At 69.2% G+C, this 26,477-nt stretch carries 27 protein-coding genes; 16 read left to right on the forward strand and 11 right to left on the reverse strand.

All coding sequences use genetic code 11. The features are described 5' to 3' along the window. Positions 1–63 precede the first annotated feature (63 nt). From LOK44_RS06150 to rlmB, 4 genes are read left to right on the forward strand one after another with little or no spacing between them, the layout of a single operon-like run. Positions 64–552, forward strand: coding sequence for a CarD family transcriptional regulator (locus LOK44_RS06150; protein ID WP_163921553.1), 489 nt, complete (start codon positions 64–66; stop codon positions 550–552). Between the two features lie 7 nt (positions 553–559). Next, positions 560–1,042 (forward strand): 2-C-methyl-D-erythritol 2,4-cyclodiphosphate synthase, encoded by a 483-nt coding sequence (gene ispF, locus LOK44_RS06155; RefSeq protein WP_237569142.1) that lies wholly within the window; start codon positions 560–562, stop codon positions 1,040–1,042. Between the two features lie 29 nt (positions 1,043–1,071). Beyond that, entirely contained in the window at positions 1,072–2,478 is a 1,407-nt protein-coding gene (gene cysS / locus LOK44_RS06160) for a cysteine--tRNA ligase (protein ID WP_308192716.1), read from the forward strand. 20 nt (positions 2,479–2,498) lie between these two features. Further along, on the forward strand, positions 2,499–3,443 hold the full coding sequence (rlmB, locus tag LOK44_RS06165) for a 23S rRNA (guanosine(2251)-2'-O)-methyltransferase RlmB (RefSeq protein WP_237569143.1): 945 nt from the start codon (positions 2,499–2,501) through the stop codon (positions 3,441–3,443). 32 nt (positions 3,444–3,475) lie between these two features. Here rlmB and aztA read toward each other — a convergent pair whose 3' ends face one another. After that, entirely contained in the window at positions 3,476–4,192 is a 717-nt protein-coding gene (aztA, locus tag LOK44_RS06170; RefSeq protein ID WP_237569144.1) for a zinc ABC transporter ATP-binding protein AztA, read from the reverse strand. Between the two features lie 20 nt (positions 4,193–4,212). On the opposite strand from aztA, the gene aztB reads away from it, so the two are divergent. Then, on the forward strand, positions 4,213–6,204 hold the full coding sequence (gene aztB / locus LOK44_RS06175; RefSeq protein ID WP_237569145.1) for a zinc ABC transporter permease AztB: 1,992 nt from the start codon (positions 4,213–4,215) through the stop codon (positions 6,202–6,204). Further along, positions 6,201–7,112 (forward strand): zinc ABC transporter substrate-binding protein AztC, encoded by a 912-nt coding sequence (gene aztC, locus LOK44_RS06180; RefSeq protein WP_237569146.1) that lies wholly within the window; start codon positions 6,201–6,203, stop codon positions 7,110–7,112. The genes aztB and aztC overlap by 4 nt, the downstream gene beginning before the upstream one ends. A gap of 33 nt (positions 7,113–7,145) precedes the next feature. Here the strand turns inward: aztC and LOK44_RS30190 are convergent, their stop codons facing one another. Beyond that, positions 7,146–7,307 (reverse strand): hypothetical protein, encoded by a 162-nt coding sequence (locus tag LOK44_RS30190; RefSeq protein WP_504928322.1) that lies wholly within the window; start codon positions 7,305–7,307, stop codon positions 7,146–7,148. Between LOK44_RS30190 and aztD the strand changes: the two genes are divergently transcribed. Continuing rightward, complete coding sequence (gene aztD, locus LOK44_RS06185) at positions 7,300–8,343, forward strand: zinc metallochaperone AztD (RefSeq protein WP_504928323.1); 1,044 nt, start codon at positions 7,300–7,302, stop codon at positions 8,341–8,343. The genes LOK44_RS30190 and aztD overlap by 8 nt on opposite strands. A gap of 9 nt (positions 8,344–8,352) precedes the next feature. Here the strand turns inward: aztD and LOK44_RS06190 are convergent, their stop codons facing one another. The 4 genes from LOK44_RS06190 to bluB are packed head-to-tail and all read right to left on the reverse strand — an operon-like array spanning position 8,353 to position 11,945. Then, positions 8,353–9,591, reverse strand: coding sequence for an SLC13 family permease (locus LOK44_RS06190; RefSeq protein ID WP_237569761.1), 1,239 nt, complete (start codon positions 9,589–9,591; stop codon positions 8,353–8,355). Continuing rightward, a complete protein-coding gene (locus tag LOK44_RS06195) occupies positions 9,588–10,508 on the reverse strand; it encodes an MBL fold metallo-hydrolase (protein WP_237569148.1) in 921 nt (306 codons plus the stop codon). Before LOK44_RS06195 ends, LOK44_RS06190 begins: the two co-directional genes overlap by 4 nt. After that, on the reverse strand, positions 10,508–11,257 hold the full coding sequence (locus tag LOK44_RS06200) for a LamB/YcsF family protein (RefSeq protein WP_237569762.1): 750 nt from the start codon (positions 11,255–11,257) through the stop codon (positions 10,508–10,510). The genes LOK44_RS06195 and LOK44_RS06200 overlap by 1 nt, the downstream gene beginning before the upstream one ends. A 19-nt stretch (positions 11,258–11,276) precedes the next feature. Next, positions 11,277–11,945, reverse strand: a complete 669-nt coding sequence (gene bluB, locus LOK44_RS06205; RefSeq protein ID WP_237569149.1) for a 5,6-dimethylbenzimidazole synthase — start codon at positions 11,943–11,945, stop codon at positions 11,277–11,279. 41 nt (positions 11,946–11,986) lie between these two features. Between bluB and LOK44_RS06210 the strand changes: the two genes are divergently transcribed. The 7 genes from LOK44_RS06210 (at position 11,987) to LOK44_RS06240 (ending at position 18,609) form a co-directional block, all read left to right on the forward strand. After that, the gene (locus tag LOK44_RS06210; protein ID WP_237569150.1) at positions 11,987–12,817 is read left to right on the forward strand and encodes a sulfurtransferase; all 831 of its coding nucleotides are present in this window, start codon (positions 11,987–11,989) and stop codon (positions 12,815–12,817) included. A 45-nt stretch (positions 12,818–12,862) separates the two neighbouring features. After that, positions 12,863–13,846 carry a metal ABC transporter solute-binding protein, Zn/Mn family gene (locus LOK44_RS06215; protein WP_237569151.1) on the forward strand — a complete coding sequence of 328 codons (984 nt, stop codon included), beginning with the start codon at positions 12,863–12,865 and terminating at the stop codon, positions 13,844–13,846. Beyond that, a complete protein-coding gene (locus LOK44_RS06220; RefSeq protein WP_237569152.1) occupies positions 13,833–14,612 on the forward strand; it encodes a metal ABC transporter ATP-binding protein in 780 nt (259 codons plus the stop codon). Before LOK44_RS06215 ends, LOK44_RS06220 begins: the two co-directional genes overlap by 14 nt. Further along, a complete protein-coding gene (locus tag LOK44_RS06225) occupies positions 14,612–15,487 on the forward strand; it encodes a metal ABC transporter permease (protein WP_237569153.1) in 876 nt (291 codons plus the stop codon). The genes LOK44_RS06220 and LOK44_RS06225 overlap by 1 nt, the downstream gene beginning before the upstream one ends. Before the next feature lie 233 nt (positions 15,488–15,720). Then, positions 15,721–16,818 (forward strand): Rv3575c family transcriptional regulator, encoded by a 1,098-nt coding sequence (locus LOK44_RS06230; RefSeq protein WP_237569154.1) that lies wholly within the window; start codon positions 15,721–15,723, stop codon positions 16,816–16,818. 106 nt (positions 16,819–16,924) lie between these two features. After that, entirely contained in the window at positions 16,925–17,374 is a 450-nt protein-coding gene (locus LOK44_RS06235) for an Rrf2 family transcriptional regulator (protein ID WP_237569155.1), read from the forward strand. Then, the gene (locus tag LOK44_RS06240; RefSeq protein WP_237569156.1) at positions 17,371–18,609 is read left to right on the forward strand and encodes a globin domain-containing protein; all 1,239 of its coding nucleotides are present in this window, start codon (positions 17,371–17,373) and stop codon (positions 18,607–18,609) included. Before LOK44_RS06235 ends, LOK44_RS06240 begins: the two co-directional genes overlap by 4 nt. Here the strand turns inward: LOK44_RS06240 and LOK44_RS06245 are convergent. From LOK44_RS06245 to kstR, 3 genes are read right to left on the reverse strand one after another with little or no spacing between them, the layout of a single operon-like run. Further along, a complete protein-coding gene (locus tag LOK44_RS06245; protein ID WP_237569157.1) occupies positions 18,606–19,556 on the reverse strand; it encodes an aminoglycoside phosphotransferase/kinase family protein in 951 nt (316 codons plus the stop codon). The two genes, LOK44_RS06240 and LOK44_RS06245, sit on opposite strands and share 4 nt — an antisense overlap. After that, entirely contained in the window at positions 19,553–20,302 is a 750-nt protein-coding gene (otsB, locus tag LOK44_RS06250; RefSeq protein WP_237569158.1) for a trehalose-phosphatase, read from the reverse strand. The genes LOK44_RS06245 and otsB overlap by 4 nt, the downstream gene beginning before the upstream one ends. Before the next feature lie 20 nt (positions 20,303–20,322). After that, on the reverse strand, positions 20,323–21,021 hold the full coding sequence (gene kstR, locus LOK44_RS06255; RefSeq protein ID WP_163921636.1) for a cholesterol catabolism transcriptional regulator KstR: 699 nt from the start codon (positions 21,019–21,021) through the stop codon (positions 20,323–20,325). Positions 21,022–21,218: 197 nt separating this feature from the next. Here kstR and LOK44_RS06260 point away from each other — a divergent pair, with 197 nt between their 5' ends. Beyond that, positions 21,219–23,345: an acyl-CoA dehydrogenase family protein gene (locus tag LOK44_RS06260; RefSeq protein ID WP_237569159.1), complete on the forward strand. Its 2,127-nt coding sequence runs from the start codon at positions 21,219–21,221 to the stop codon at positions 23,343–23,345. Positions 23,346–23,437: 92 nt separating this feature from the next. Here LOK44_RS06260 and LOK44_RS06265 read toward each other — a convergent pair whose 3' ends face one another. Continuing rightward, positions 23,438–23,980: a hypothetical protein gene (locus LOK44_RS06265; RefSeq protein ID WP_237569160.1), complete on the reverse strand. Its 543-nt coding sequence runs from the start codon at positions 23,978–23,980 to the stop codon at positions 23,438–23,440. A 58-nt stretch (positions 23,981–24,038) separates the two neighbouring features. Further along, positions 24,039–25,100: a 2Fe-2S iron-sulfur cluster-binding protein gene (locus LOK44_RS06270; protein WP_308192717.1), complete on the reverse strand. Its 1,062-nt coding sequence runs from the start codon at positions 25,098–25,100 to the stop codon at positions 24,039–24,041. A 179-nt stretch (positions 25,101–25,279) separates the two neighbouring features. Between LOK44_RS06270 and hsaA the strand changes: the two genes are divergently transcribed. Further along, complete coding sequence (gene hsaA / locus LOK44_RS06275) at positions 25,280–26,464, forward strand: 3-hydroxy-9,10-secoandrosta-1,3,5(10)-triene-9,17-dione monooxygenase oxygenase subunit (RefSeq protein WP_237569162.1); 1,185 nt, start codon at positions 25,280–25,282, stop codon at positions 26,462–26,464. The last annotated feature ends 13 nt before the right edge of the window (positions 26,465–26,477 follow it).

A 26,477-nucleotide genomic window follows, 5' to 3' on the forward strand; every position in this document is an offset into this window, starting at 1 on the left:
TCGTTGACATACGCCCCCTCCGGCCCCGTGTTAGGATGGACACGTGAAAGGGGCTTCATTCTGATGATTTTCAAGGTCGGAGACACCGTCGTCTATCCACACCACGGTGCTGCGCTGATCGAGGCGATTGAAACCCGGACCATCAAGGGCGAGGCGAAGGAATACCTCGTCCTCAAGGTCGCCCAGGGTGATCTGACCGTTCGGGTCCCCGCCGACAACGCAGAGTACGTCGGCGTGCGGGACGTGGTGGGTCAAGAAGGTTTGGACAAGGTCTTCCAGGTGCTCCGGGCGCCCCATACCGAGGAGCCGACCAACTGGTCGCGTCGGTACAAGGCCAACCTCGAGAAGCTCGCCTCCGGTGACGTGAACAAGGTCGCCGAGGTCGTTCGCGACCTGTGGCGTCGCGATCAGGAGCGCGGACTGTCGGCAGGCGAGAAGCGCATGCTGGCCAAGGCGCGGCAGATCCTCGTCGGCGAGCTGGCTCTCGCGGAGAACGTCGAGGACGAGAAGGCCACGATCATTCTCGACGAGGCGTTGGCCGCCGCGTCCTGACCCGATCATGACCGGGGTGCCACGGATCGGTCTCGGCACCGACGTACATCCCATCGAGGCCGGCAGGCCGTGCTGGCTCCTGTGTCTCGAATTCGTCGACGCCGATGGCTGCGCCGGGCATTCCGACGGAGACGTCGCTGCGCACGCCCTGTGCGATGCGCTGCTCAGCGCGGCCGGGCTCGGTGATCTGGGTTCGGTGTTCGGCACCGACCGCGATGAGTGGCGCGGTGTCACGGGTGCCGAGATGCTGCGTCACGTTCACGGTCTGCTGCTGGCCGAGGGCTTCCGCGTGGGCAATGCGGCGGTGCAGGTGATCGGGAACCGGCCCAAGGTGGGGCCACGGCGGGCGGAGGCGCAGACGGTGTTGTCCGAACTGCTGGACGCTCCGGTGTCGGTGTCCGCCACCACCACCGACGGTCTCGGTCTCACGGGCCGGGGCGAGGGGTTGGCCGCGGTCGCGACGGCCCTGTTGGTGCGCAATGTCAATTAGAGCCGATCAGGCCGGTAAGCTGCGACGTCGTGACTGACGGCGGATTGCGACTCCACGACACCATGACCGGTGCCGTGCGCGACTTCGTCCCGCTGCGCGAGGGCCATGCCTCGATCTACCTGTGCGGGGCGACGGTGCAGGGACTTCCGCACATCGGCCACGTGCGCAGCGGCGTCGCCTTCGACGTACTGCGGCGCTGGCTGACGGCGAAGGGCTACGACGTCGCCTTCATCCGCAACGTCACCGACATCGACGACAAGATCCTCAACAAGGCCGCCGATGCGGGGCGCCCGTGGTGGGAGTGGGCGGCGACCTTCGAGCGTGCCTTCACCGCCGCGTATGACGCGCTTGGCGTGCTGCCGCCGTCGGTCGAGCCGCGCGCCACCGGCCACATCACCCAGATGGTCGAGTTGATCGAGCGTCTGATCGAGCGCGGCCACGCCTACGCGAGTGGCGGCGACGTGTACTTCGACGTGCTGAGCCTGCCGGAGTACGGCGCACTGTCCGGGCACCGCATCGACGACGTGCATCAGGGCGAGGGCGTCGCCACCTGCAAGCGCGACCCCCGCGACTTCACCCTCTGGAAGGGCGCCAAGCCCGGCGAGCCGTCCTGGCCGACGCCGTGGGGCCGGGGCAGGCCCGGGTGGCACACCGAGTGCGTCGCTATGTGCGAGGCGTACCTGGGTTCGGCCTTCGACATCCACGCCGGTGGCATGGACCTGGTGTTCCCGCACCACGAGAACGAGATCGCGCAAGCCAAGGCGGCCGGTGACGGCTTCGCCCAGTTCTGGTTGCACAACGGTTGGGTGACGCTCGGCGGCGAGAAGATGAGCAAGTCGCTGGGCAACGTCCTGTCGATCCCCGCGGTGCTGCAACGGGTGCGCCCGGCGGAACTGCGCTACTACCTCGGCAGCGCCCACTACCGCTCGATGCTCGAGTTCTCCGAGAACGCACTGCAGGACGCCGTCAAGGCCTACGCGGGCATCGAGGACCTGCTGCACCGGGTGCGCACCCGCGTCGGCGCCGTCGTCCCCGGCGAGCCGACGCCGCGATACGCGGCTGCGCTGGACGACGACCTCGCGGTGCCCGCCGCGCTCGCCGAGGTCCACGCGGCGCGTGCCGAGGGCAATCGGGCGCTCGACGCGGGCGACCATGACGCGGCGATGACACAGGCACGCTCGATCCGGGCGATGATGGGCATCCTGGGCTGTGACCCCCTCGACGAGCGTTGGGTGTCGCGCGACGAGACGTCGGCTGCGCTGGCAGCCGTCGACGAACTGGTCCAGTGGGCGCTCGTGCAGCGCCAGGACGCCCGCGCCAACCGGAACTGGGCGCAGGCCGACGAGATCCGCGACCGACTGAAGGCGGCGGGCGTCGACGTCACCGACACCGCCGACGGTCCGCAGTGGTCGCTCCTGGACGGCTCCGACAAGTGACGCGACGGGAAACGATCTAGATGGCAGGCAATTCACAGCGCCGCGGCGCGGTGCGCAAGACGGGGACCAAGAAGGGGCCGACGGTCGGCTCCGGCGGTGTCCGGCGGCGCGGCCTCGAAGCCAAGGGCGCCACACCACCCGCATCCGCGCGTCCGCACCATCCCGCGGGCAAGCGGGCAGCGACGGCGGCCCGCAAGGATCAGGGCAGGCACAAGAAGACCGACGACACCGAGGTGGTGCTCGGCCGCAACCCCGTGGTGGAGTGCTTGCGGGCGGGAGTGCCTGCGACGGCGCTCTACGTCGTGCTGGGCACCGAGTCCGACGAGCGGCTCACCGAGTCGGTGCAGCGGGCGGCCGACGCCGGTATCGCGATCCTCGAGGTGCAGCGCCACGACCTCGACCGGATGAGTTCCAACGGCATGCACCAGGGGATCGCCCTGCAGGTGCCGCCGTACGACTACGCCCATCCCGACGACATGCTGGCGGCGGCCACCTCGGACGTGACGCCCGCACTGCTCGTCGCGCTGGACAACATCTCCGACCCGCGCAACCTCGGCGCCATCGTGCGTTCGGTGTCGGCGTTCGGCGGGCATGGCGTCGTGATCCCGCAGCGCCGATCGGCGTCGGTGACGGCCGTGGCGTGGCGCACCAGCGCAGGTGCGGCCGCCCGGTTGCGTGTCGCGCGAGCCACGAATCTGACTCGCACGCTGAAGAGTTGGGCCGATGCCGGCCTGCTGGTCGTCGGCCTGGACGCCGGTGGCGACACCGAACTCGACGAGATCGACGCGACCGGCCCGATGGTCGTGGTCGTCGGTTCGGAGGGCAAGGGTCTGTCGCGCCTGGTGCGGGAGAACTGCGACGCGATCGTGTCGATCCCGATGGCCGGGCCCACCGAGTCGCTGAACGCCTCGGTTGCCGCGGGCGTGGTGCTGGCCGAGGTCGCGCGGCAGCGCCGGGCCAACTGACGCACTGCCCTCACCTCACCCCTTTCCGCGGCTCACCCCTTTCCGCGAGCGTGCGTGTCTGCGGGCGACACGCCGCGCTGAAACCCGAGTTCACGCACGCTCACCGTCGCGTCGAGGTCGATGCGATGCTCCGCGGCTCGGATCAATTCGCGGTCATGGGTGGCGGCAATCACGGTGGTGCCCTCGGCGGCCATGCGTAGCAGGTGCGCGACAACGCGGGCTGCCGACTCCGCATCGAGCCCCGTCGTGGGCTCGTCGAGGAGCAGCAGCCCGGCCTCTTGGACGAATGCTTGTGCGAGCAGGACGCGTTGGCGCTGACCGCCGGAGAGTTCGCCCATGGTGCGCCTACGTAGGTCGTCGAGTCCGAGTTCGGCCATCCAATGGTCGACGACGCCGTGGTCGGTGCTGCTGGGACGCCGCAGCAGGCCGAGGCGACGCCAACGGCCCATCATCACCGCCTCGGCGGCCGTCATCGGGAACGTGTCGGTGACTGCACTGCGCTGAACTGCCAGGGCGACGTCGCCCCGAGGGGCCCGGACATCGCCCCCGTGCGGGCGCAGTACACCGGCGAGAAGTCCCAGCAGCGTGGACTTTCCCGATCCGTTCGAGCCGACGACCGCGGTCGCGGCGCCTGGCGTCACCGACAGATTGAGCCCACGAAAGACGTCCGCCCCGGGATAGCCGAAGCGGACGTTGGTCAGCTCGATCGACGTCGAGCCGACTGTCGGCTTATTGAAAATGGGTTTCATTACTGCTAAGAGTGTACATCGTGACACTCTGGCTCCTGACACCCTTCGAAACCGACATCGTGACGCGTGCCCTGGCGGCGGGTGTGCTGGCCGCGTGCCTGTGCGCGCTCGTCGGATGTTGGGTCGTATTGCGGGGCAGCGTGTTTCTCGGTGAGGCCATGTCGCACGGCATGCTTCCGGGGGTAGCGATTGCGGCGCTGTTGGGTGGCAGCCTGATGGCCGGCGGAATGATTGCGGCGCTCGCGATGGCGCTCGGCATCGCCGCGATCGGGCGATCGTCGAAACTCGCCTCGGACACCAGTATTGGGCTCCTGCTGGTCGGCATGCTTGCGCTCGGGGTGATCATCGTGTCCCGGTCGCAGAGCTTCGCGGTGGACCTGACCGGGTTCCTCTTCGGCGACGTGCTTGGGGTTCGCAGTGTCGACCTCGCCATCCTCGCCGCCGCGCTCGTGTTCACCCTCGCGGCAACGGTCGTTGGGCACCGTGCCTTCGTCGCGGTGACGTTCGACCCGCGCAAGGCCGCCACCCTCGGCCTGCGGCCCCAGTTCGCTGCGGTCGCGCTCACGGTCCTGATGGCGGTCGCCATGGTCGCCACCTTCCACGTGGTGGGAACGTTGTTGGTCCTCGGCCTCTTGATCGCCCCACCGGCCACGGCACTGACGTGGGCGCGGTCGATTCCCCGTGTGATGGCGCTCGCGGCGCTGTTCGGTTCCGTCGCTACGTATTTGGGCCTACTGATCTCCTGGCACGCCGGAACCGCCGGTGGAGCGACCATTGCGGGTGTCGCCGTGCTGATCTTCTTCATCTCCAGCGCCGCCCACCTGTTGCGCAGCCGGTGGAAGCAGATCTCCGCCACGGCCGCGGTCGCGTGCCTGGCGGTGGGCTGTTCGAACGGCGCCGAACCCGCTGCGCCGCCGCCGGCGACCTCGATCGGTGCGGGCGACCAGGTGGTCGTCGAGGGCGCCCGCGAACTCGACGGGGCGCTCACCAAACTCGTTCTGGTCGATCCGCGTACGGGTGACACGGCCGTGTACGACGCGGTGGACGAGACCGAGACGCGAATCGAGTCAGCAGGACCCGTGACGTCGATCGCGAGCGACGGCCGCTTCGCCTACCTCGGTACCGATGATCGGACCTCGATCGTCGACGCCGGCGCGTGGACCTTCGATCACGGCGACCACTACCACTACTTCGCCACCGAGCCCGCCGTCGTCGGCACGCTGGACCTGCCCGTGGCATCGGTCAGCGCAAGCAATTCGATTACTGCGGTAGTGGGCAAGAAAGACGTCCAGCTGCTCGACCGCGAACGGCTCGGCGTCAAGGAGGTCGAGCCACCACCCGGACTCGAGGTGGGCGATGACGTCGCCGCGGTGGTGCCGTACGGCAAACGGCTCGTGACGGTGACCGACGCGGGCCTCTTTCGAGTGGTCGACGACGCCGGGTCGACCGAACTCGTAGGCACGTGCCCCACTCCATCGTGGTCCATGCCGACCCGGCGGGCGGTCGTATTCGGTTGTGCCAACGGGGCCATTCGGGTCACCGGTGGCGACGGCGACCTGACTGTGACCGCCATGCCCTTTCCTGCCGATGCGCCCTCGCAGCGGCCACCGCGGATGGATCACCGCGACCGCGCCGACGTCTTCGCCGGTGTGTCCGAGGGGACCGTCTGGGTGCTCGACAGCCGGCAGCGCAAGTGGACGGTGATCCCGGTCGAAGATGCTCTGAGCGCCAATACGTCCGGTGACGGCACGATCCTCGTCCTGCACCGCGACGGCACGCTCAGCGGCATCGACGTGAACACGCGGACCCAGATTGCGCGCGTACCGCTGTTCCCAGGCGGCGTTCCGGCCGACGGCCCGCATCCCGTCATCGAAATCGACTCCGACAGGGCGTACGTCAACGACGCGGCGGCCCGCCAGGTCTACGAGATCGATTACGCAGACGGGCTGCGTCTCGCGCGGACGCTGCGCACCGAGGTGTCCCCGGGCCTCATGGTCGAGGCCGGCCGATGAGGCAATGGACCCTCGTCTGGGTGACCGCGCTCATCGCTGCACTCGTCACCGCCTGCAGCGGTGCCGCCGGGCAGCAGAGCGGCGAGATCGTCGTGACGACGAACATCCTCGGAGACGCCGTCCGCAACGTCGTGGGTGATGCGGCCGAAGTGCGAGTACTCATGCAGCCCAACGCAGATCCGCATTCATTCGGCGTGTCGGCGCAGGACGCCGTCGCCATGTCCAGTGCCGGCCTGATCGTCTACAACGGCTTGGGGCTCGAGGAGAACGTGATCCGCAACGTCGACGGCGTCGCCGAGGAGGGCGTGCCCACGTTGGCAGTCGGTGACCACGTCGACCCCATCCGGTACGCCGAGGGCGAGAGTTCCGGCGCGCCCGATCCGCACTTCTGGCATGACCCCGAGCGGATGATCGCTGCCGTCGACGTGATCGAGAAGGCCGTCGTGCGGGACGTCGAGGGCATCGACGCTGCGGCGGTGTCGCGCAACGCCGAGGGCTACCGGGCGAAGTTGCGGGACCTCGACGCCATGATGGCCAAGGAGTTCAGCAGCATTCCCGCCGAGCGCCGCAAGCTGGTGACGAATCACCACGTGCTCGGGTACTTCGCGCAGCGGTTCGGCTTCACCGTCACCGGCGCCGTGGTCCCGAGCGGCACGACACTGGCGGCGCCGAGTGCCTCGGACCTCGATTCACTCGTGGGCGCCATCGAAACAGCCCGGGTGCCCGCTATATTCGTCGATTCGTCGCAACCCGAACGCCTGGCCCGAGTGCTCGCCGAGGACGCCGACGTGGACGTTCGGATCGTTCGGTTGTACAGCGAGTCGCTGAGCCCGCCCGGTACCCCAGGGGCCACGTACCTCGACATGATGCGCGCCAATGCCGACGCCATCGTCACCGGCCTGCGATAACCGCAGGCCTTCACCCACCAACGAGAGAGAGCACTACATGACGAGATCGCGGTGGCTGTATCGCGCTGGAGCACTGTCCTGCGCGATCATGGCCTTGACGGCCTGCTCGAGCAGCAGCGAGAACGCCGAGAGCACGACGACGTCGGCGGAGACCCAGGCGCCGAGCGCGCCGATCCCCGAGCCGCTGGTGGCCACCTACGACGGTGGCCTCTACGTGCTCGACGGCGAGACTCTCGAGGTGCGCCAGGACATCCCGCTCGATGGCTTCCTGCGCATCAACCCGGCCGGCGACGAGTCCCACGTCCTGGTGACCACCACCGAGGGATTCCGCATCCTCGACGCGGCCGGTGGCGAGTTGACCGACGACACGTTCCCCGCAGCCGAAGCGGGACACGTCGTGGTGCACGGTGAGAACACGGTGCTGTTCGCCGATGGATCGGGTGAGATCACCGCGTTCGATCCGCACGCCTTGGCCGATGGCATGCCGGAGGCGCAGAAGTTCACGACGCCGCAGGCCCACCACGGTGTGGCCGTGATCCTTGCCGACGGAACGCTGGTGCACAGCATCGGCGATCCCGAGAACCGGACCGGGGCCGTCGCGATGCAGGGCGACCGCGAGATCGCGCGTAGCGAGGAATGCCCTGGCATCCATGGCGAGTCGGTCGCTGCCGACGAGGTCGTGATCCTCGGCTGCGAGAACGGCGTGCTGGAGTACGCCAACGGCAAGTTCACGAAGATCCCCAGCCCGACGCCATACGGGCGGATCGGCAACACCAGGGGACACGAGGACTCGCCCGTCGTGCTCGGTGACATGAAGGTCGACGCCGACGCGGAAATGGAGCGTCCGCAACAGTTCTCCCTGATCGACACCACCACGAACCAGCTCAAGCTAGTTCGGATGCCACCGTCGGTGAGCTACTGGTTCCGATCGCTCGGCCGCGGTCCCCAGGGCGAGGCGCTGATGCTCGGCACGGACGGCCAGCTGCACGTCTTCGACCCGGTCAGTGGCGACCTGGTCAAGTCCATCCCGGTGACGCAGCCGTGGACCGAGCCCGACGACTGGCAGCAACCGGGACCTGCCGTCTTCACGCGCGAGCAATCCGTGTACGTCAGCGATCCCGCGGCCAAGCAGGTCCACGTGGTCGACCTGCAGTCCGGGCAGATCACCAAGTCCGCGACGCTCGAGCAGACGCCCAACGAACTGAGCGGTGCCGTCGGCCACGAGCACTGACCAGCCCGCTCAAGCGCCGAACACCTCGACCGAGGCCCACAGCCCCACCACGCCGAGCACCAGCGTGACGGGCACCGTGGCCAGCCCCACCCTGCTGAACTCCAGGAACGGCGCCGGGATGCGTTCGCGCTGAACTACGTTGCGCCACAGCAGGTTCGACAGCGAACCCGGGTAGGTCAAGTTCGGCCCGACGTTGACGCCGATCAGCACGGCCAGCACCGCGGCGGGTCCCGCGCCGGCGACCAGCGGTAGCAACACCAGCACGGCGGGCAGGTTGTTCACCACGTTCGACAGCAGAGCGGCCACGGCGGCGATGCCGAGCAGCGCGGGCAGAGAGGTGCCGACCGGCAGCACGTCGCGCATCGCGGTGTCGAGGCCGTGGTGCATCACCCCTGCCACCACGACGCCCAGGCACAGCACGAACGCCAGGAACGGCACGTTGGCCGACGCGGCGATGTCTCGCACGGTGCTGTGCCCGCGCACCAGCGCGCGCACGCCGAGGACCATCGCCCCTGCCAGCGCCGCCCAGGCCGGTGACGCGTCGAGCAGCGAGGTGACGGCGAACCCGGCCAGCGTCAGACCGAGTACGACGAGCACGAACACCGGGGTCTCGGCGGGCGGTGGCGCGACGTCCCCGTCGGGGACCGCCGCCAGCTCGCGTCGGAAGTACATGCGCAGGATCACGAACTCGGCGGCGATGACGAGCAGCCACGGCAGCGTCATCAGGGCGGTGAAGTGGGCGAACGTGAGCCCCGCGGCGCTGAACGCGAGCAGGTTGGTCAGGTTCGACACGGGCATCAGCAGCGAGGCGCTGTTGGCCAGGTGCGCCGTGGCGTAGGCGTGCGGACGGGACGGCAGACCCAATGTCCGTGCCGTCGCCAGCACCACGGGCGTCAGCAGCACCACGGTCGCGTCGAGGCTGAGCACGGCGGTGGTGATCGCGGCGATGACGAACACCGTGGTCAGCAGTCGTACCGGTCTGCCCCTGCTCCGCCTCGCCATCGCCACGCCTGCGGCGTGAAACAGCCCCTCGTCGTCGCACAGCTTCGCCAGGACCAGCACGGCGGCGAGGAAGCCCACGACCGGCAGCAGGCGGGTGACCTCGGCGAGCGCATCGTCGACCGACACCACGCCTGTCGCGATCAGCAGACCGGCGGCCGGTATCGCGGCCACGGCCTCGGGCAGGCGGCGCGGCCGGACGAGCGCGAACGCCAGGACCGTCGCCAGCGCCAGCAGCGCCAGCGTCAGCTCCACGGGTCGCAGCGCTCCCAGAGGGTCGGAAGGTGCAGCGCCACTCCGTCTTCGCGCGCCAGCCGGGTGAGCACCCGCATCGAGACGTCGAGGTCGTCGCCGGCATATGGCAGTGCGCGCAGCGGTTGGTGCAGCGGGCGGAAGAAGTCGTCCCAGTGGATCAGCACCACCCGGCGCGCGCCGACCATGCGGACCGCCTCGTTCCAGTAGTCGCGCAGGTACCGCTCCGGCTGCAGGCCGAGCTGCCCAACGCCGAGGTACGCCACGTCGGCCCGGTGCCCCCTAAGTGCGCCCGGCACGAAGCCGGCGCTGCCCACGACGAGCATGGCCCGGCCCGAGGGCCGGTGCCGGATCATCGTCGACCAGGACTCGCCGCATCGGTAGGCGGCGGCCTTGACCGGCGGCACCACGGGCTCCTCGATGTCGCCGGGGAAGCGGTCGGGCGGGCAGTGGTCGCCGGCGACGAGCGTGACCTCGAACGCGCCGAGGTCGACGGCACTGCCCGGGGTGACGACGAGCAGCCGGTCCTCGGGCAGTCCGCCACCGCGACCGACGTTGGCGGTCGACGTCCCGCCGACCAGGGCCGCCCCGGTGCGGTCGGCGACCACCGCGCTGTCCATCGCGTGGTCGAAGTGGGTGTGCACCGGCAGCACGCCGGCGAGCCGGTCGACGCCGAGGCGGGCCAGGCAGCCGTCGATCCGCGGCAATGACGGAGTGAGCCGCCTGGTGCCCACCGCGAGCAGACCGGGCCGGGAGAAGAATCCGTCGGTCATGATCGCCGAGTCGCCGCCGGCGATCAGCAGCGTCGTCACGCCCGCCCACGTGACGGTGACCGGCGATTCTGCGTCGCCGGCGGGCGCGTCGAAGTATCCGGCGTAATCGCGAAGGTCGGGTCTGCCGAGCTTGAGGCGCATCAGACGAACGCCCTCAGGCGCAGACCGTCGGCTACCAGGCGGTCGCGGACGGCAGCTGCGATCCGGACCGCGCCGGGCGAATCACCGTGCACGCATACCGATTCCACGGTGATGGGAATGGTCGAACCGTCGCTCGCGGTGACCCGGCCGCGCCCCGTCATGGCGGCGACGCGCTCGGCGATCTCGTCGACGTCGTGCAGCACCGCACCCTGCTCCCGGCGCGACACCAGTGTGCCGTCGGGCTGGTAGGCGCGGTCGGCGAAGGCCTCGGGCACGGTGCGCAGTCCGAGAGCCCTCGCCGCGTCGAAGAACTCCGAACCGGCGAGGCCGAGCACCGGCAGCGCCGGATCGACGAAGTGCACGGCGGTGGCCACCGCGTCGGCCTGCTCGGCGTGCCGGACGATTGTGTTGTACAGCGCGCCATGGGGTTTGACGTAAGCGACCGTGGACCCCGCGGCATGGGCCAGCGCCTGCAACGCACCGATCTGGTAGACGACGTCGGCCACCAGCTCCTCGTGGCTGGCATCGATGAACCGGCGACCGAAACCGGCGAGGTCGCGGTAGCCGACCTGTGCGCCGATGCGCACGCCGCGGGCGGCTGCGGCGCGGCACGTGCGGAGCAGCCCTGCGGGGTCGCCGGCGTGAAAGCCGCACGCCACGTTGGCGCTGGTGACCACCTCGAGCATCGCCTCGTCGTCGCCGAGGCGCCACGGGCCGAAACCCTCACCGAGATCGGCGTTGAGGTCCATGGTCACGGCCGACACGGGGCTAGCCTACGGCGCGTGGCCGAGAACTCGCCCAGCCATTCTCGGTGACGAACTCCGGCAGCGGGCGAGCGTGAGTCCACTCCTCGATCTCCAATACCGGTCGCTGCGGGAACTCCGGCACCGGCCCCAGACACAGCACTGCAACGGGTTCGGAGTCGGTGGGCATGCCGAGCAGCCGTGCCAGCCGCGCCGGCTCGAAGATCGACACCCAGCCCAGCCCCAGCCCCTCGGCGCGCGCGGCGAGCCACATGTTCTGGATCGCGCACGACACCGAGGCGAGGTCCATCTGCGGCATCGTGCGACGGCCGAACACGTGGCGCTCGCGGTCGTCGCCCAACGCCACGACGAGCAGCTCCGCGCAGTCGAGGATCCCCTCGACCTTCAGCGCGAGGAACTCCTCGCCGCGGGCTCCGAGTGCGTCGGCGGTGAGCGCGCGTTCGTCGTCGACGATGCGGTGGACCCGGCGGCGGAGGGCGTCGTCGGTGATCCGGATGAAGCGCCAGGGCTGCATCAACCCGACGCTGGGCGCGGCATGCGCGGCCTGCAGCAGCCGGGCGAGCACCGGCGCGGGGACGGTCGCTCCTGCGACGAACTCCCGCATGTCGCGCCGTTCCAGGATTGCCCGGTACACCGCGCGACGCTCGTCGTCGCTGAAGGCGTGGGCGGTCACGCCGGGAAGCTTAGGCGGGCGCCGAGTGGCAGCATCGACGTGTGACCACATCCCGTGCCGACGTGCTGATCGCCGCGCCCGAACTACGCGCCCGCCTCGACGCGGGCGAGGACGTCTCGGTCCTCGACGTCCGATGGCAGCTCGCGGCGCCCGACGGACGCGCCGACTACGAGGCCGGCCACGTGCCGGGGGCGGTGTACGTGTCGCTCGACGACGACCTCACCGACCACGCCGTCGTCGGCCGTGGGCGGCATCCGTTGCCGTCGGGGCGCGACGTGCAGGAGGCGGCCCGGCGATGGGGAGTCCGGTCGGCCGTCCCGGTGGTCGTCTACGACGACTGGAACCGCGCCGGATCGGCCAGGGCGTGGTGGGTGCTCACCGCCGCGGGCATTCCGGGAGTGCGCATCCTCGACGGTGGCCTCGCCGCCTGGCGGGACGCGGGTGGTGAACTCGAGACCGGCTCGGCCGCAACGGAACCCGGTGACGTGGTGGTGTCCCACGACGACCTGTACGCCGGGGCTCTGCCGACGCTGACCGCCGACGAGGCTGCGAATGCCGACCGGCTGGTCGATGCCCGCGCGCCGGAACGGTTCCGCGGCGAGAACGAACCGGTCGACCCGGTCGCCGGCCACGTGCCCGGTGCGGTCAACGTGCCGAGCACGTCGCTGCTGAGCGCCGACGGCGCCTTCCTGTCGGACGCCGAACTCGGCGAGGCGCTCGGCGGCGCGACTGGCGCGTACTGCGGATCGGGGGTGACGGCATCGGTGGTGGTGGCGGCCTCGGTCGCCGCCGGAAGGCCCCTCGCGCTGTTCCCCGGGTCGTGGTCGCAATGGAGTTCGGAGCCTGGGCGTCCGGTGGCGACGGGGGCCTGATCGCCCCGATTCGGCCTTTCTAATGAAAACGGTTATCGTTACATTATGACCGTCTCGCGCCGCCTTGCCGCCGCCATGCTCGTGGTGCCGTTCGTCCTGGTGTCCTGCTCCGATGGTGGCGACGACTCGGCGTCGTCGGCTACTCCGACCGACGCGGCACCGTGTCCCGTCGCCCCCGTCGACGTGGTCGTGAGCGTCGATCAGTGGGGCGACGTCGTCACCGAACTCGGCGGCGCATGCACGAACGTCACGACGCTGCTGGCCAGCTCGTCGGTCGACCCACACGACTACGAGCCGTCGCCCGCCGACGCGGCGAAGTTCGAAGGCGCTCGCCTCGTCGTGATCAATGGCGGTCACTACGACGAGTGGGCTGGCAAGCTCGCGGCCGGTTCGGCACCGGATGCGCCCGTCGTCGATGCCGTTCGGATCAGCGAGGGGGAGGCAGGCCACGGCGATGGTGCCGACGAGGCCGGCCAAAAAGGTCATGACGACGATGCGGCCAACCCACACGTCTGGTACAGCCCCACTGCCGTCACGGGAGTCGCCGACGCCGTGACCGCCGAGCTGTCGGAGATCGCCCCGGACGCCGCGGACTACTTCGCCGAGCGGCGCAGCGCGTTCGCGACGTCGCTACAGCCCTACGACGACGCCATCGCCGCGATCAAACAATCTGCGTCGGGCAAGACCTACGCCGCGACCGAAGCCGTGTTCGACGAGATGGCCGCTGCCGTCGGCCTGCAGAACAAGACCCCGGCCGGCTACCAGACCGCGTCGAACAACGAGAGTGACCCCTCACCGGCGGACCTCGACGCCTTCATTACCCTGCTCCAGGACAAGGGCGTCGACGTGCTGATCTACAACACCCAGACCGAGGGATCAGTGCCCGAGCAGATCCGCGCCGCCGCCGAGTCGGCGAGCGTCCCGGTCGTCGAAGTCACCGAAACGGTGGCGCCGGGCACGGATTCGTTCGAGGCTTGGCAGGTGGCTCAACTCACCTCCCTTGCCGAGGCGCTCGGTGTCTCCGTCTGACGTCACCGAACCGGCACTCGCCTTCGACGACGTCAGCGTCGTTCGCGGCGGCCGGCTGGTCTGGTCCGAGGGCACGTTCGCGGTGCCGGCGGGCGGGATCGTCGCCGTCATCGGAACCAGCGGCTCCGGCAAGACGACGTTGTTGCACGCGGTGCTCGGCATCATCCCGACCGCGTCGGGCGAGATCCGGGTGCTCGGTGAACGCCCCGGCGCCGCCACCGGCCTGATCGGTTACGTGCCGCAGAACTACGCGGCTGCCGCGGGCACGGCGATTCGCGCCTGCGACGCGGTGCTGCTCGGGTTGACCGGCAACCGTTGGGGTTTCGGGCGCGCGAGTGCTGAACAGCGCAGCCGGGTCGAGGAGATCATCGCAGCGGTGGACGCCACCGAGTTCGCGGGCCGTAGGCTTTCGCAGCTGTCCGGTGGGCAGCGCCAACGCATTGCGATTGCCGAAGCGCTCGTCAGCAGGCCCCGGCTGCTGATCCTCGATGAACCGCTCACCTCGCTCGACGTGCGCAACCAGCGCAGCATCGTAAGCCTGCTGGCGCGAATCCGGGACGAGTTCGGCGTGACGATCGTCGTGGTCGCACACGACCTCAACCCCCTGCTCGGCATCCTCGACGGAGCCATCTACCTGCTCGACGGGCACGCCCACTTCGACACCATGGACGAGGTGGTGGACGAGACGCTGCTGACGCACCTCTACGGGACGTCGATTCAGGTCGTGCACACCCCGCAGGGCGAGCTCTACATGCGGAGCGTGTGATGACCGCGTCGCTCGTCGCCCTGGGCTACCACGAGAACTGGGTCCACATCCTGACGTCGGCCTTCATGCGCAACGCGCTGATCGGCGGGACCTTGGTCGCGCTCGCGGCCGGTCTGATCGGGTACTTCATCATCGTGCGCAACAGCGCATTTGCCGCACACGCGTTGGCGCACATCGGATTTCCAGGGGCCACCGGTGCGGTCCTGATCGGTCTGCCGGTCACAGTCGGGCTCGCGGTGTTCTGCGTGGGCGGCGCACTCGTCATCGGTGCGCTGGGCAAGCGGGCCGACGAGCGCGAGGTGGCGACGGGAACCGTACTGGCTGCGGCCACGGGTCTCGGGCTGTTCTTCAGCTCGCTGGCGACCAAGAGCAGCAGCACGGTGACCAACGTGTTGTTCGGCAATCTGCTGGCCGTCAGTCATCAGCAGCTCATCGCCTTCGCCGTCGTCCTCGTCGTGATCGCCGCAGTGATCGCCTTCGTCTACCGCCCCCTGCTCTTCGCGTCGGTCAACGCGGAGGTCGCCGAGGCCAGAGGCGTGCCGGTGCGCGCACTGTCGGTGATCTTCATGGCGCTGCTGGGGCTGTCCATCACGATGGCCGTGCAAGCCGTGGGCACGCTGCTGCTGTTCGCGCTCGTGGTCACGCCCGCGGCGACCGCCATCATGCTGACGGCTCGGCCCGGCGCCGCGATGGCCGTCGCGACCGCACTGGCCGTCGTGTCGGTGTGGTGCGGGCTCGCGGTATCGGCGATGTTCAACGTGCCGCCGAGTTTCGTCATCACGACGATCGTCAGCTTGATCTGGCTTGCGGTGTGGCTCTCGGCTCGCCGCGCGACCGAACGCCCGACCGTGCCGTCGCACGGCGCCGAGTCATAGGGTTTTCCCCGATTCCTCGCGGGTGCGTGGCTGGAAGCATCTACGTCGGCGGACGTTCAGGGCCGTCATCGTAGGGAGCGGGCCGGGCTCGTCGATCGGGGGACGACGCGCCTTGCCCGCACGTTCGGCGACGACGGCGTATGAGGGGTCGGCGTGGTCGATGGACGGTGGTCAGCGTGTCAATGGGACCTGACGGCGACGAGCCCTGAGCGAACCCGCTAGCGTCATGGAGCATGTCCCGAGGTCCAGCGCCGCGGCGCCGCGCGACCCTGGCATCCTTGGCCGCCGAACTCAAGGTTTCGCGCACCACGATCTCCAATGCCTACAACCGTCCGGATCAGTTGTCCGCCGATCTGCGGGAGCGCGTGCTCGCCACCGCAAAGCAGCTGGGTTACCCCGGGCCCGACCCCGTCGCCCGGTCACTGCGCACCCGCCGCGCGGGTGCCGTGGGCCTGATGATCACCGAACCGCTCAACTATTCGTTCAGTGACCCGGCGGCCCTCGACTTCGTTGCGGGCCTTGCCGAATCGTGCGAGGAGGTCGGACAGGGGCTGCTGCTGGTCGCCGTCGGACCGAACCGCAGCGTGAGCGACGGTACCGCCGCGGTGCTGGCGGCCGGGGTCGACGGGTTCGTGGTCTACTCGGCCTCCGACGACGACCCGTACCTTCCGGTCGTGCAACAGCGGGCCCTGCCGTTGGTCGTCGTCGATCAGCCCAAGCACGTCGCCGGGGCGTCGCACGTCGGCATCGACGACCGGGCTGCGATGCGAGCGATGGCCGAGCACGTCCTCGAACTCGGGCATCGCCAGATCGGGCTGCTCACCATGCGTCTCGGCCGCGATCGGCCGGACGCCGGTGTGGTGGCCGTCGCCGACCCCGACCGGGCCGGGACGCCGCACTTCGACGTGCAGGGCGACCGGATCCACGGCGTGCGCGACGCGATGGCCGCCCACGGGGTCGACCCGCAGAAGCTGGTGATCGTGGAGAGCTTCGAGCACCAGCCCACGTCCGGAGGTCTGGCCGCCGAGGTGGCACTGGAGGCGAACCCACGCATCACCGCGCTGATGTGCACGGCTGACGTGCTGGCGTTGTCGGCGATGGACTACCTGCGGGCGCGCGGCATCTACGTACCGGGCCAGCTGACGGTCACTGGCTTCGACGGGATCCCCGATGCCATCAGCAGGGGGTTGACGACGGTGCGCCAGCCGAGCATCGAGAAGGGCCGCCGTGCGGGCCGCCTGCTGCACCAGCCGTCGCGCTCGGGCCTGCCGGAGATCGAGGTGCTCGACACCGAATTGATCCGCGGCCGGACGTCGGGACCGCCGGCCTAGGCATTCGAACCAGTAAGCGCAGGTCTAAAAACCGCACGTTACGTGGTGTTAGAGGCCATAGCGCGAAAAGTCGCATCAGGAGTGCGCATTAAATAGCGTCTATGCCATGCAGCTGACGCGGTTCACCGATCTGGGGCTGCGAGCCATGATGCTGATGGCCGCGGGCGAGTCCGAGGGACACCGCATCACCACCCGCACGATCGCAACCGGCGCGGGCGCCTCGGAGCATCACATCGCGAAGGCGGTGTCACGGCTCGTCGAACTCGGCATGGTCAACGCCCGCCGCGGACGCGTCGGCGGGCTGGAACTCACCGCTGCGGGCCGTACCGCGTCGGTCGGCTGGCTGGTACGCCAACTGGAGGGCGACCGAGACGTCGTCACCTGCGGCGGGGAGAGCCCTTGCCCACTGATCGCGGCGTGCAGGCTGCGCCGGGCCCTCGCCGAGGCCAAAGAGGCGTTCTACCGCGAACTGGATCGTCACACCATCACCGACCTCGCGGGAAGCCAAAGTCTTCCCGTCGTTCTCCGACTCACTGAAAAGAGGGCTACCCCATGACCGTCACCCTGCCGGAAGCGTCCGCCGCACGCGACGAACTCGAGCCGCACCATGCCGAGGTGATCAGGGCGACGCTCCCCCTCATCGGCACCCACATCGACGAGATCACCGTCGAGTTCTACTCGCGCCTCTTCGGCAATCACCCTCAGCTGCTTCGCAATCTGTTCAACCGGGGCAACCAGGCCCAAGGCGCCCAGCAGCGGGCGCTGGCCGCGTCGATCGCGACCTTCGCCAGCCATCTGGTCGATCCCGCGCTGCCGCATCCGGCGGAACTGCTGTCGCGGATCGGTCACAAGCACGCATCTCTGGGCATCACCGCCGACCAGTACCCGATCGTGCACGACAATCTGTTCGCCGCCATCGTGGCGGTGCTCGGATCCGACACCGTGACAACCGACGTCGCTGCGGCGTGGGACCGCGTGTTCTGGATCATGGCCGATACCCTGATCGCACTCGAACGCGACCTCTATGCCGCCGCAGGCGTCGCCGACGGCGATGTCTACCGCCGGGCCATCGTGGTGTCGCGCGTCGACGATCCCTCCGGCGCAGTGCTGTTGACCGTGCGTCCGACCGGCGGAGGTACGCCGGAAGCCCCTCCCGGACAGTACGTCTCGGTGGGCGTCACCCTGCCCGACGGCGCCCGCCAACTGCGGCAGTACAGCCTCGTCGACGGGCCGGGCGCCGGTGTCCTCACCTTCGCGGTGAAGCCGGTCGACGCCGCGGGTGATGCGCCCGCCGGTGAGGTTTCGAACTTCATCAGAGACAACGTGGCCCTGGGTGATCTCGTCGACGTGACGTTGCCGTTCGGCGACCTGCCGGCACCCGGGAGCGCCCTGCCTACGGTGCTCTTGTCGGCGGGCATCGGCGTCACACCGATGATCAGCCTGCTCGAACACTTCGCCGCCGAGGACCCCGAACGCGAGATCCGCGTGCTGCACGCCGATCGCAGCGAGCGCGACCACCCGCTGCGGGAGCGTCAACGCGAACTCGTCGATCGGTTGCCACGAGCAACTCTCGACGTCTGGTACGAGGACGCCCCCGCGGGGACAGTCGCCGGCCACCACGTCGGCAGGATGACACTCGACGCAGACTTGGTGCCCGCCTGGGCCGAGGTGTACCTCTGCGGCAACGACGGTTTCGTCCGGGCGCTCCGGACGCAGTTATCGGAACTCGGCGTCCCCGCTGCACAAGTGCACTGTGAGCTGTTCAGTCCCAACGACTGGTTGCTGAACTAGGGCGCGGTCACCGGCTCGGTGGCGCGCCACCGGTCGACCATCGGCGCGATGGCCTCGACGAGCATCGGTAGTTCGGGCGCCATCGCCAGCGCCGCGATCATGGCAAGGCGCCCCGCCGCTTCCGTCAGGCGCAGCACCCGCTCGTCGACGGTGCGCAAGCCCAGGGCGACGGCCGCTTCGTCATAGACGGCGAGTGCCTCGGGGCCGACCATCGCGAGGTCGGACTCAACGGCGCCGGTGGTGACGAGTTCGAAGTCCGACCACAGATCACCGGCCGGCGTGCTGATCATGTTGTGGTAAGGCGCATCCCCGTGAATGGTCTGTAGGTCGACGCCGGGGAAGGCCTCCGCGAACGCCACCCGCGAGGTGAGCACCGGCGCGATCGCATCCCACTCTCGTTGCGCGCGGCGGAGATCGGCGGCGTCGATCAGGCGCGGCAGCCGCTCCAGTGCCGACAACCCCTCGGGCACGTAGCTGCCGAACGGTGCCCAGAAGCCGAGCCGCTCGAGTCCTTCGGAGTCGTAGTCGCGCAGCGCGGCATGCAACCGCGCGGTCTGGCGGATGCGGCGCGTCATGTCCGGCTCGGCGTCGGGCAGCTGCTCGACGAATTGCCAGAACGTCATCGAGAACCCGTCGCGGCGTACGGGTTCGCGGGGAACCAGGGGGCTCGGTGGCACCACCGGATGGCCGCGGTCGGCCAGCCAGCCGGCCACCGCGAGTTCCGAACGCTGTTGACTCGTCTGGGCTTCCGGGGCACGGGCGTACGACGGCGGCAGCACCGTGGGCACTCGCACCACGACGGGCTCCGGCGCCAGGTGCACTACGACCGAGAACACGTCGTAGAGCACCCGCGGTTCCGCCGCCACGAGACCGAGGTCGCGGCCCGCAGCGGTCGCGGCGGCCACCGCTCGCGAAGTGCGGACGGCGATCTCGTCCGGCGTCATCATCCCCGGACGCTGCGCACGGCCAGCACGTGTGCCAGTGCCTCGGCCACGTCGTCGGGAGCATCGACGCGGAACGCCGCCGCCGTGTCGCCGGGCCCGACCTTGACACCGACGTCGCCGTCGCGCATTCGGCGGAAGGCCTTCTCGTCGGTCACGTCGTCGCCGAGGAAGAGCACGGCCGTGGCGCCGATCTGGTCGCGAAGGACGTCGACCGCGTGACCCTTGTCGGTCGATACGACGGCGAACTCCAGCACGGCCTTGCCCGCGGTGGCGTGGACGTCCCACGCGGTGGCCGCCCGACGCGCAGCCTCCAGTGCGGCCTCGGCGTCGGCGGGGCTGGCATTGCGCACGTGCAGGGCCGCGCTGGCCGGCTTGGTCTCGACGGTGACGCCGGGACGGCCGACCGCGATGTCGTTCAGCTCGCCGATGACCCGCTGCAGCAGCGCCTCGTCGACGTCCTGATCAAAGCCGGCATCGAACTCCGCGCCGTGGCTGCCGACCAGGTGCACCGTCGGGGGCATCGCGGACAGCTCCCGCAGCACGCCGAGGGCACGGCCGGACACCAGTGCGGCGGAGGTGTCGGGCAGGTCGGCCAGTCCGGTCAGCACCTGCGCCGCTGCGGGCAGCGCACGGGCCGCCAGGGGGTCGTTGACGATCGGGGCCAGCGTGCCGTCGAAGTCGGAGACGACGAGCAGCTTCGGGGTGGTGGCGAGGACGTCGAGCGCGCGGGTCAGATCGGCGGGGAGCACGGTGCCATTCTCCCCGGTCCTCAGATCTTCGGGTGTTCCCCGTCGCCGATCAGCAGACGCACTGCAAGATCAAGACGCTTGCTGACGTCTGTGGCGGAGGCCCGGCGGGTCAGCCACGCCAGCAGGTTCGACAGCCACACGTCGGAGATGACGCGGGCGATGTGGTACTGGTCCTCGGTGGGCTCGCCATCGCTCATCGCCCTGGCGAACATCGAGTCCATTAGCTTGCCGACGTGATCAACCTCACCGGCCGCGGAGGCGTCGGCGAACACGAAGGCGCGCGTCATGGCCTCGGTCAGCAGCGGGTTGCGCTGCATGGAGCGGTTCAGCTTGCCGACCATGATGTTGAGCCGCTGGTACGGCGTGCCGCCGGTGAGCGAGGCGCGATCGGTCTTGGCGTCGATGCGCTCGAACTCGCGGCCCAGCGCCGACACCAGCAGGTGGACCTTCGACGGGAAGTAACGGTAGAGCGTTCCGACGGCGACGTCGGCACGTTCGGCGACCGCACGCATCTGAACGGCCTCGTAACCGCCCTTGGATGCGATCGCGAGGGTGGCGTCGAGGATGCGCTTGCGGCGCTCGCGCTGAGCTTCGGACCCGAGTTCGGATTCGGCGAGGACGGCCACGTTCATCACCTGGCGTGGGGCCGAGGCCCCGTCGGACCCGGAACCGGAATTGGTCGCTGCTGGCATGCCAGCCGACCCAGTAGACCCGGACATGCGGCGGTCAGCTCCTTCTCCTCGAACACTGGGAGAAAACGATACGCACGACGGTCGTAGATTTCTCACCTCCGTGCCCCCGAGACACACACGTGTCCTGCTGTGATGGCGGTCGACTTGACGTTCGAACGCTGTCACCATTAGAACACGTTCTAGTGAGAAGCATCGCGTTCTCGCCCGAGGCTAGGAGGCCTTGAATGGCTCAGTCCACAGCGCTGGCACCCGCCACCATCACCGACGAGCAGTTTGCTGCGCGGGACCTGGTCCGGAGTTGGGCGCCGTCATCGGGCTCCATCGCCGCGGTGCGCGCCGTCGAGCAGGGCGACCCCGATGCATGGCGCGCGCCGTACCGAGCGCTGGCCGAACTCGGCTTCTTCGGCGTCGCGGTACCCGAGGAACTCGGCGGCGCGGGCAGCAGCGTCGAGGACCTCTGCGCGATGGTCGACGAGGCGGCTGCCGCATTGGTCCCCGGACCGGTCGCGACCACCGCGGTGGCCACGCTCGTGATCACCGACGAGGGTCTGCTCGAGGCGCTGATGTCCGGTGCGCGCACCGCGGGTCTGGCGTTGGACGCCGACGTCGCCTTCGACGGATCGGCGGCCACCGGAACGGCACCGTTCGTGCTCGGCGCCGAAGCCGGTGGGGTGTTCCTCGTCCCGTCCGGCAACCACTGGCTGCTGGTCGACGGCTCCGCCGACGGTGTGACCGTCGAGCCGCTCGGCGCCACCGACTTCTCCCGTCCGCTGGCACGCGTGGAGCTGGCGTCCGCACCGGCCACCCGGCTCGAGGTGGGCGGTGAACGGCTGCGGGAGATCGCCGCGACGGTGCTCGCGGCCGAAGCCGCGGGTCTCGCACGGTGGATGCTGCAGACCGCCACCGAGTACGCGAAGGTGCGCGAGCAGTTCGGCAAGCCCATCGGCAGCTTCCAGGCCGTCAAGCACATGTGCGCCGAGATGCTGCTGCGGTCCCAGCAGATCTCCGTCGCCGCCGCTGACGCCGCGGCCGCGGTGTCCGACCCGAATCTCGAGCAGCTGTCGATCGCCGTGGCCGTCGCAGGCGCCGTGGGCATCGACGCGTCGAAGGTCAACGCGCGGGACTGCATTCAGGTCCTCGGCGGCATCGGCATCACCTGGGAGCACGACGCGCACCTGTACATGCGCCGCGCCTACGCCAACGCCCAGTTCCTCGGTGGCCGCTCACGCTGGCTGCGTCGCTGCGCGGACCTGACCCGCGCCGGGGTGCGCAGGCAACTGCACGTCGACGTCACCGACGGTGAGGACATCCGGCCCGAGATCGCGAGCACCGTCGCCGACATCGCCGCTCTGCCGGACGAGAAGCGACAGGTGGCGCTGGCCGAGACCGGGCTCATGGCGCCGCACTGGCCCAAGCCCTACGGTCGCGCCGCGTCGCCGGCCGAACAGCTGGTGATCGACCAGGAACTCGACGCCGCGGGCGTGGTGCGGCCCGACATCTCGATCGGTTGGTGGGCAGCGCCCACGATCCTGGCCAGCGGCACCCCGGAGCAGATCGAGAAGTTCATCCCCGGCACGCTCAACGGCGACGTGTACTGGTGCCAGCTCTTCAGCGAGCCCGGCGCCGGATCCGATCTGGCGGCGTTGCGCACCAAAGCCGTTCGCGCCGAGGGTGGTTGGAAGCTCACCGGCCAGAAGGTGTGGACGTCGAACGCGCACCGTGCCGACTGGGGCATCTGCCTGGCCCGCACCAACCCCGATGCGCCGAAGCACAAGGGCATCACGTACTTCCTGGTCGACATGAAGTCACCGGGCATCGACATCCGTCCACTCCGCGAGATCACCGGCGAGGCACTGTTCAACGAGGTGTTCTTCGACGACCTGTTCGTGCCCGACGAGATGGTGGTCGGCCCGGTGGACGGCGGCTGGCCGCTGGCCCGCACCACGCTCGCCAACGAGCGCGTGGCGATCGCGACGGGCGGCGCCCTGGACAAGGGCATGGTGCACCTGCTCGAGGTGCTCGGCGATACAGAGATCGACGCGGCCGAGACCGACCGCCTTGGCGCACTGATCGTGGCGGCTCAGGTGGGCGCGCTGCTCGACCAGTTGATCGCGAAGATGGCCGTGGGCGGCCATGATCCGGGTGCGCCGTCGAGCGTGCGGAAGCTGATCGGCGTGCGGTACCGCCAGACCTTGGCCGAGGCAATCATGGAGTCGCACGCGGGGTCCGGCATCGTCGATTCACCCGACGTGCGCTACTTCCTGAACACCCGCTGCCTGTCGATCGCGGGCGGCACCGAGCAGATCCTGCTGACGCTGGCGGGGGAGCGGCTGCTCGGGCTGCCCCGGTAGCGGGCGGCTCGCGGTCGCCGAGTGTCGGCTAGTGCCACGCCATTCGCGATATGGCGTGGCGGTAACCGACGTTCGGCAGAGGTGGGTAGCGCTCAGTACCTGGTCTGGGCGCAGGCGTCCGGCGAGGTGAGGTTCACCCCGGCGTAGACCACCTGGATGTGCGAGCACACGATGTAGTCGGCGTCGGTCTTCGGGCGGCCCGTGGCCCAGTCGGTGGTGCGCGAGCTGCCGTTCAGCATGAACTTCTCCGGCGGACCGCTGCCGAAGTACACCGTCGTGTACTCGGTGTCGGTGATCGACTTGAACATCCGCGTGTTGGGGGCGTTGAAGTCGGAGTCCATGTAGACCATCCGGTCCATCGACCGCACCGTCGTCGTCTGCCTGCCCCAGAAGTCGCCGGGGAACGGGATGGGCCCGCCGGGTCCGAGCAGGCTCGCGGCGGTCGTGAAGTAGCACTGGTTGTCGGCGAGCACGCAGTTCGCCGTCACCTTCATCTCCAGCGTGTCGTAGGGGTTCGTCGGGATCGTCGACGTGTCGACGTCCAGCGCGGCCCGCGATGCCGACATCGGTGTGACCAGGGTCAGCGCGAGCCACACCGCCGAGAACACGGCGGCGACCGCAGCAAACCGTCTCATGATGCTCCTGTCCGCCGGACAGGTCCGGCCCTTGCTCGGGCCCACCGTAGCCTCCGGCTCACTCGTCATAGGTGACTTCGACCGAATCCGACATCGGGGTGGCCTGGCAACCGAGGATCAAGCCTTCGTCGAGGTCCGATGGCTCCAGGACGTCGTTGATCGCCATGTCCACGGCACCGCTCTTCATCAGCACCGCACACGCGCCGCAATGGCCCTCCCGGCAGGAGAACGGGGCGTCGAGCCCCTTGTCGAGCAGCACGTCGAGCAACTTCGCGCTACGCGGCCACCTGATCTCGTGGGTCTCGCCGTCGAGCGTGACCACAGCGGTGGCGGGCCCTTGATCGGAGTCGTCGTCCTCGGCGATCACGACCGCGGCGAACGGATCGGATTCCAGCGACTTGAACACCTCGATGTGAATCCGCTCCGGTGCGGTGCCCGCGGACTTGAGTGCCTCCTCGGCGGCGGCCATGAACGGGCCGGGCCCACAGATGAACGCGTCGTGAGCGGCATACGGGGCTACGAGCGTGCCGAGCGCGGTCGACGACGGCAGCCCCTGCACGCTCTCGAGCCAGTGCACCACCGTGAGCCGGTCCGGGTACTTGGCGGCGAGTTCGCGCAGCGCGCCGGCGAAGATGACCGACTGCTCGTCGCGGTTGGCGTAGACGAGCACGACGTTGCCGTTGCCTTCTGACAGCGCGGACTTGCAGATCGCCATCATCGGCGTCACGCCGCTGCCCGCGGCCAGTAGCAGGAAGTCGGTGTCGAGCGTCTTGGGCACGAACGTGCCGGACGGCGGCAGCGCGTGCACCCGCATCCCGGGCTCGGCGTTGTCGCACAGCCAGTGCGAGGCGTACCCGCCGTCGGTGCGCTTGACCGTGACGGTCAGAGCGCCGTCGGTGAACGGAGAGCTGCTCAGGGAGTAGCACCGCGCCACCGAGCCGGTGCGGTCACTCGGCACGCGCAGCGTGAGGAACTGCCCCGGCGCGTACTTCAGCTTGTCGGCGGGCACGTCGTGTCCGTCGGGCACCTTGAACACCAGGGAACGTGCGTCGGCGGTCTCGATGACCACGTCGGCCAACTCGAGTTCGAGTACGTGGCTGCCGAGTGGCTCGTCGGTCACGCTGGCGTCTCCCATTCTCTCGTCGTCCGCCGCGGTGAGCGCCCAGAACTAGAACATGTTACAAAAACCTGCTTTCGCAGGTCCAGCCATCAAAGGAAAGCCTTACTCGACACGAATCGTAACGTGTTCTAATCTTGCGACTAGATCGAGTACGGGCCCGCGATGCTGGAGGCAATGCAGTGACGTCCATTGAACAACGCGATGCGCAGTCGGTCCTAGACGGAATCGACGATCTGCTGCCGCGTATCGCCAAGCGTGCCCAGGCGGCCGAGGATCTGCGTCAGATTCCCGACGAGACGATCGACGAACTCAACGAGGTCGGTTTCTTCAAGCTCCTGCAGCCCGAGCAGTGGGGCGGCCTGCAGTGCGACCCGACGTCGTTCTACGAGGCGGTGCGCCGGCTCGGCAGCGCGTGCGGCTCCACCGGGTGGGTCAGCTCCATCATCGGCGTGCACAACTGGCACCTCGCGCTGTTCGACCAGAAGGCTCAGGACGAGGTCTGGGGCGACGACCCCACGGTCCGCGTCTCGTCGTCCTACGCCCCGATGGGCGCGGGCGTCGTGGTCGACGGCGGCTACCTCGTCAGCGGTGCCTGGCAGTGGTCGTCGGGCTCCGGCCACGCCACGTGGGCGTTCCTCGGCGGCCCAGTCATCAAGGACGGCAAGCCCGTCGACTTCGGCAGCTTCCTGATTCCGCGCACCGAGTACCGCATCGACGACGTGTGGCACGTGGTCGGACTGAAGGCCACGGGTAGCAACACCGTCATCGTCAAGGACGTGTTCGTGCCGCGCCACCGCTTCCTGTCGTACAAGGCGATGAACGACCGCACTGCAGGCGGTCTGGAGAACAACACCGCGCCGGTCTACAAGATGCCATGGGGCACCATGCATCCCACGACGATCACCGCCCCGATCATGGGCATGGCGTACGGCGCCTACGACGCGCACGTCGAGCATCAGGGCAAGCGGGTGCGTGCGGCGTTCGCGGGCGAGAAGTCCAAGGACGACCCGTTCGCCAAGGTGCGCATCGCCGAGGCGGCCAGCGACATCGACGCCGGCTGGCGCCAGCTGATCGGCAACGTCGGAGACGAGTACGAACTACTCAAGGCGGGCAAGGAGATTCCGTTCGAACTCCGCGCCCGCGCCCGACGCGACCAGGTGCGCGCCACGGCCCGCGCGATCGCGTCGATCGACCTGCTCTTCGAAGCCTCGGGTGCCACGGCGCTGGAGACCGACAAGCCGGTGCAGCGGTTCTGGCGTGACGCCCACGCCGGGCGCGTGCACGCCGCGAACGAGCCGGAACGCGCGTACATGATCTTCGGCAACGAGGCCTTCGGCCTCCCGCCCCAGGACACGATGGTCTAGCGGGGTCTCACAC

Origin of the sequence: Mycolicibacterium lacusdiani, assembly GCF_021916785.1 — a bacterium.
Lineage (GTDB): Bacteria > Actinomycetota > Actinomycetes > Mycobacteriales > Mycobacteriaceae > Mycobacterium > Mycobacterium lacusdiani.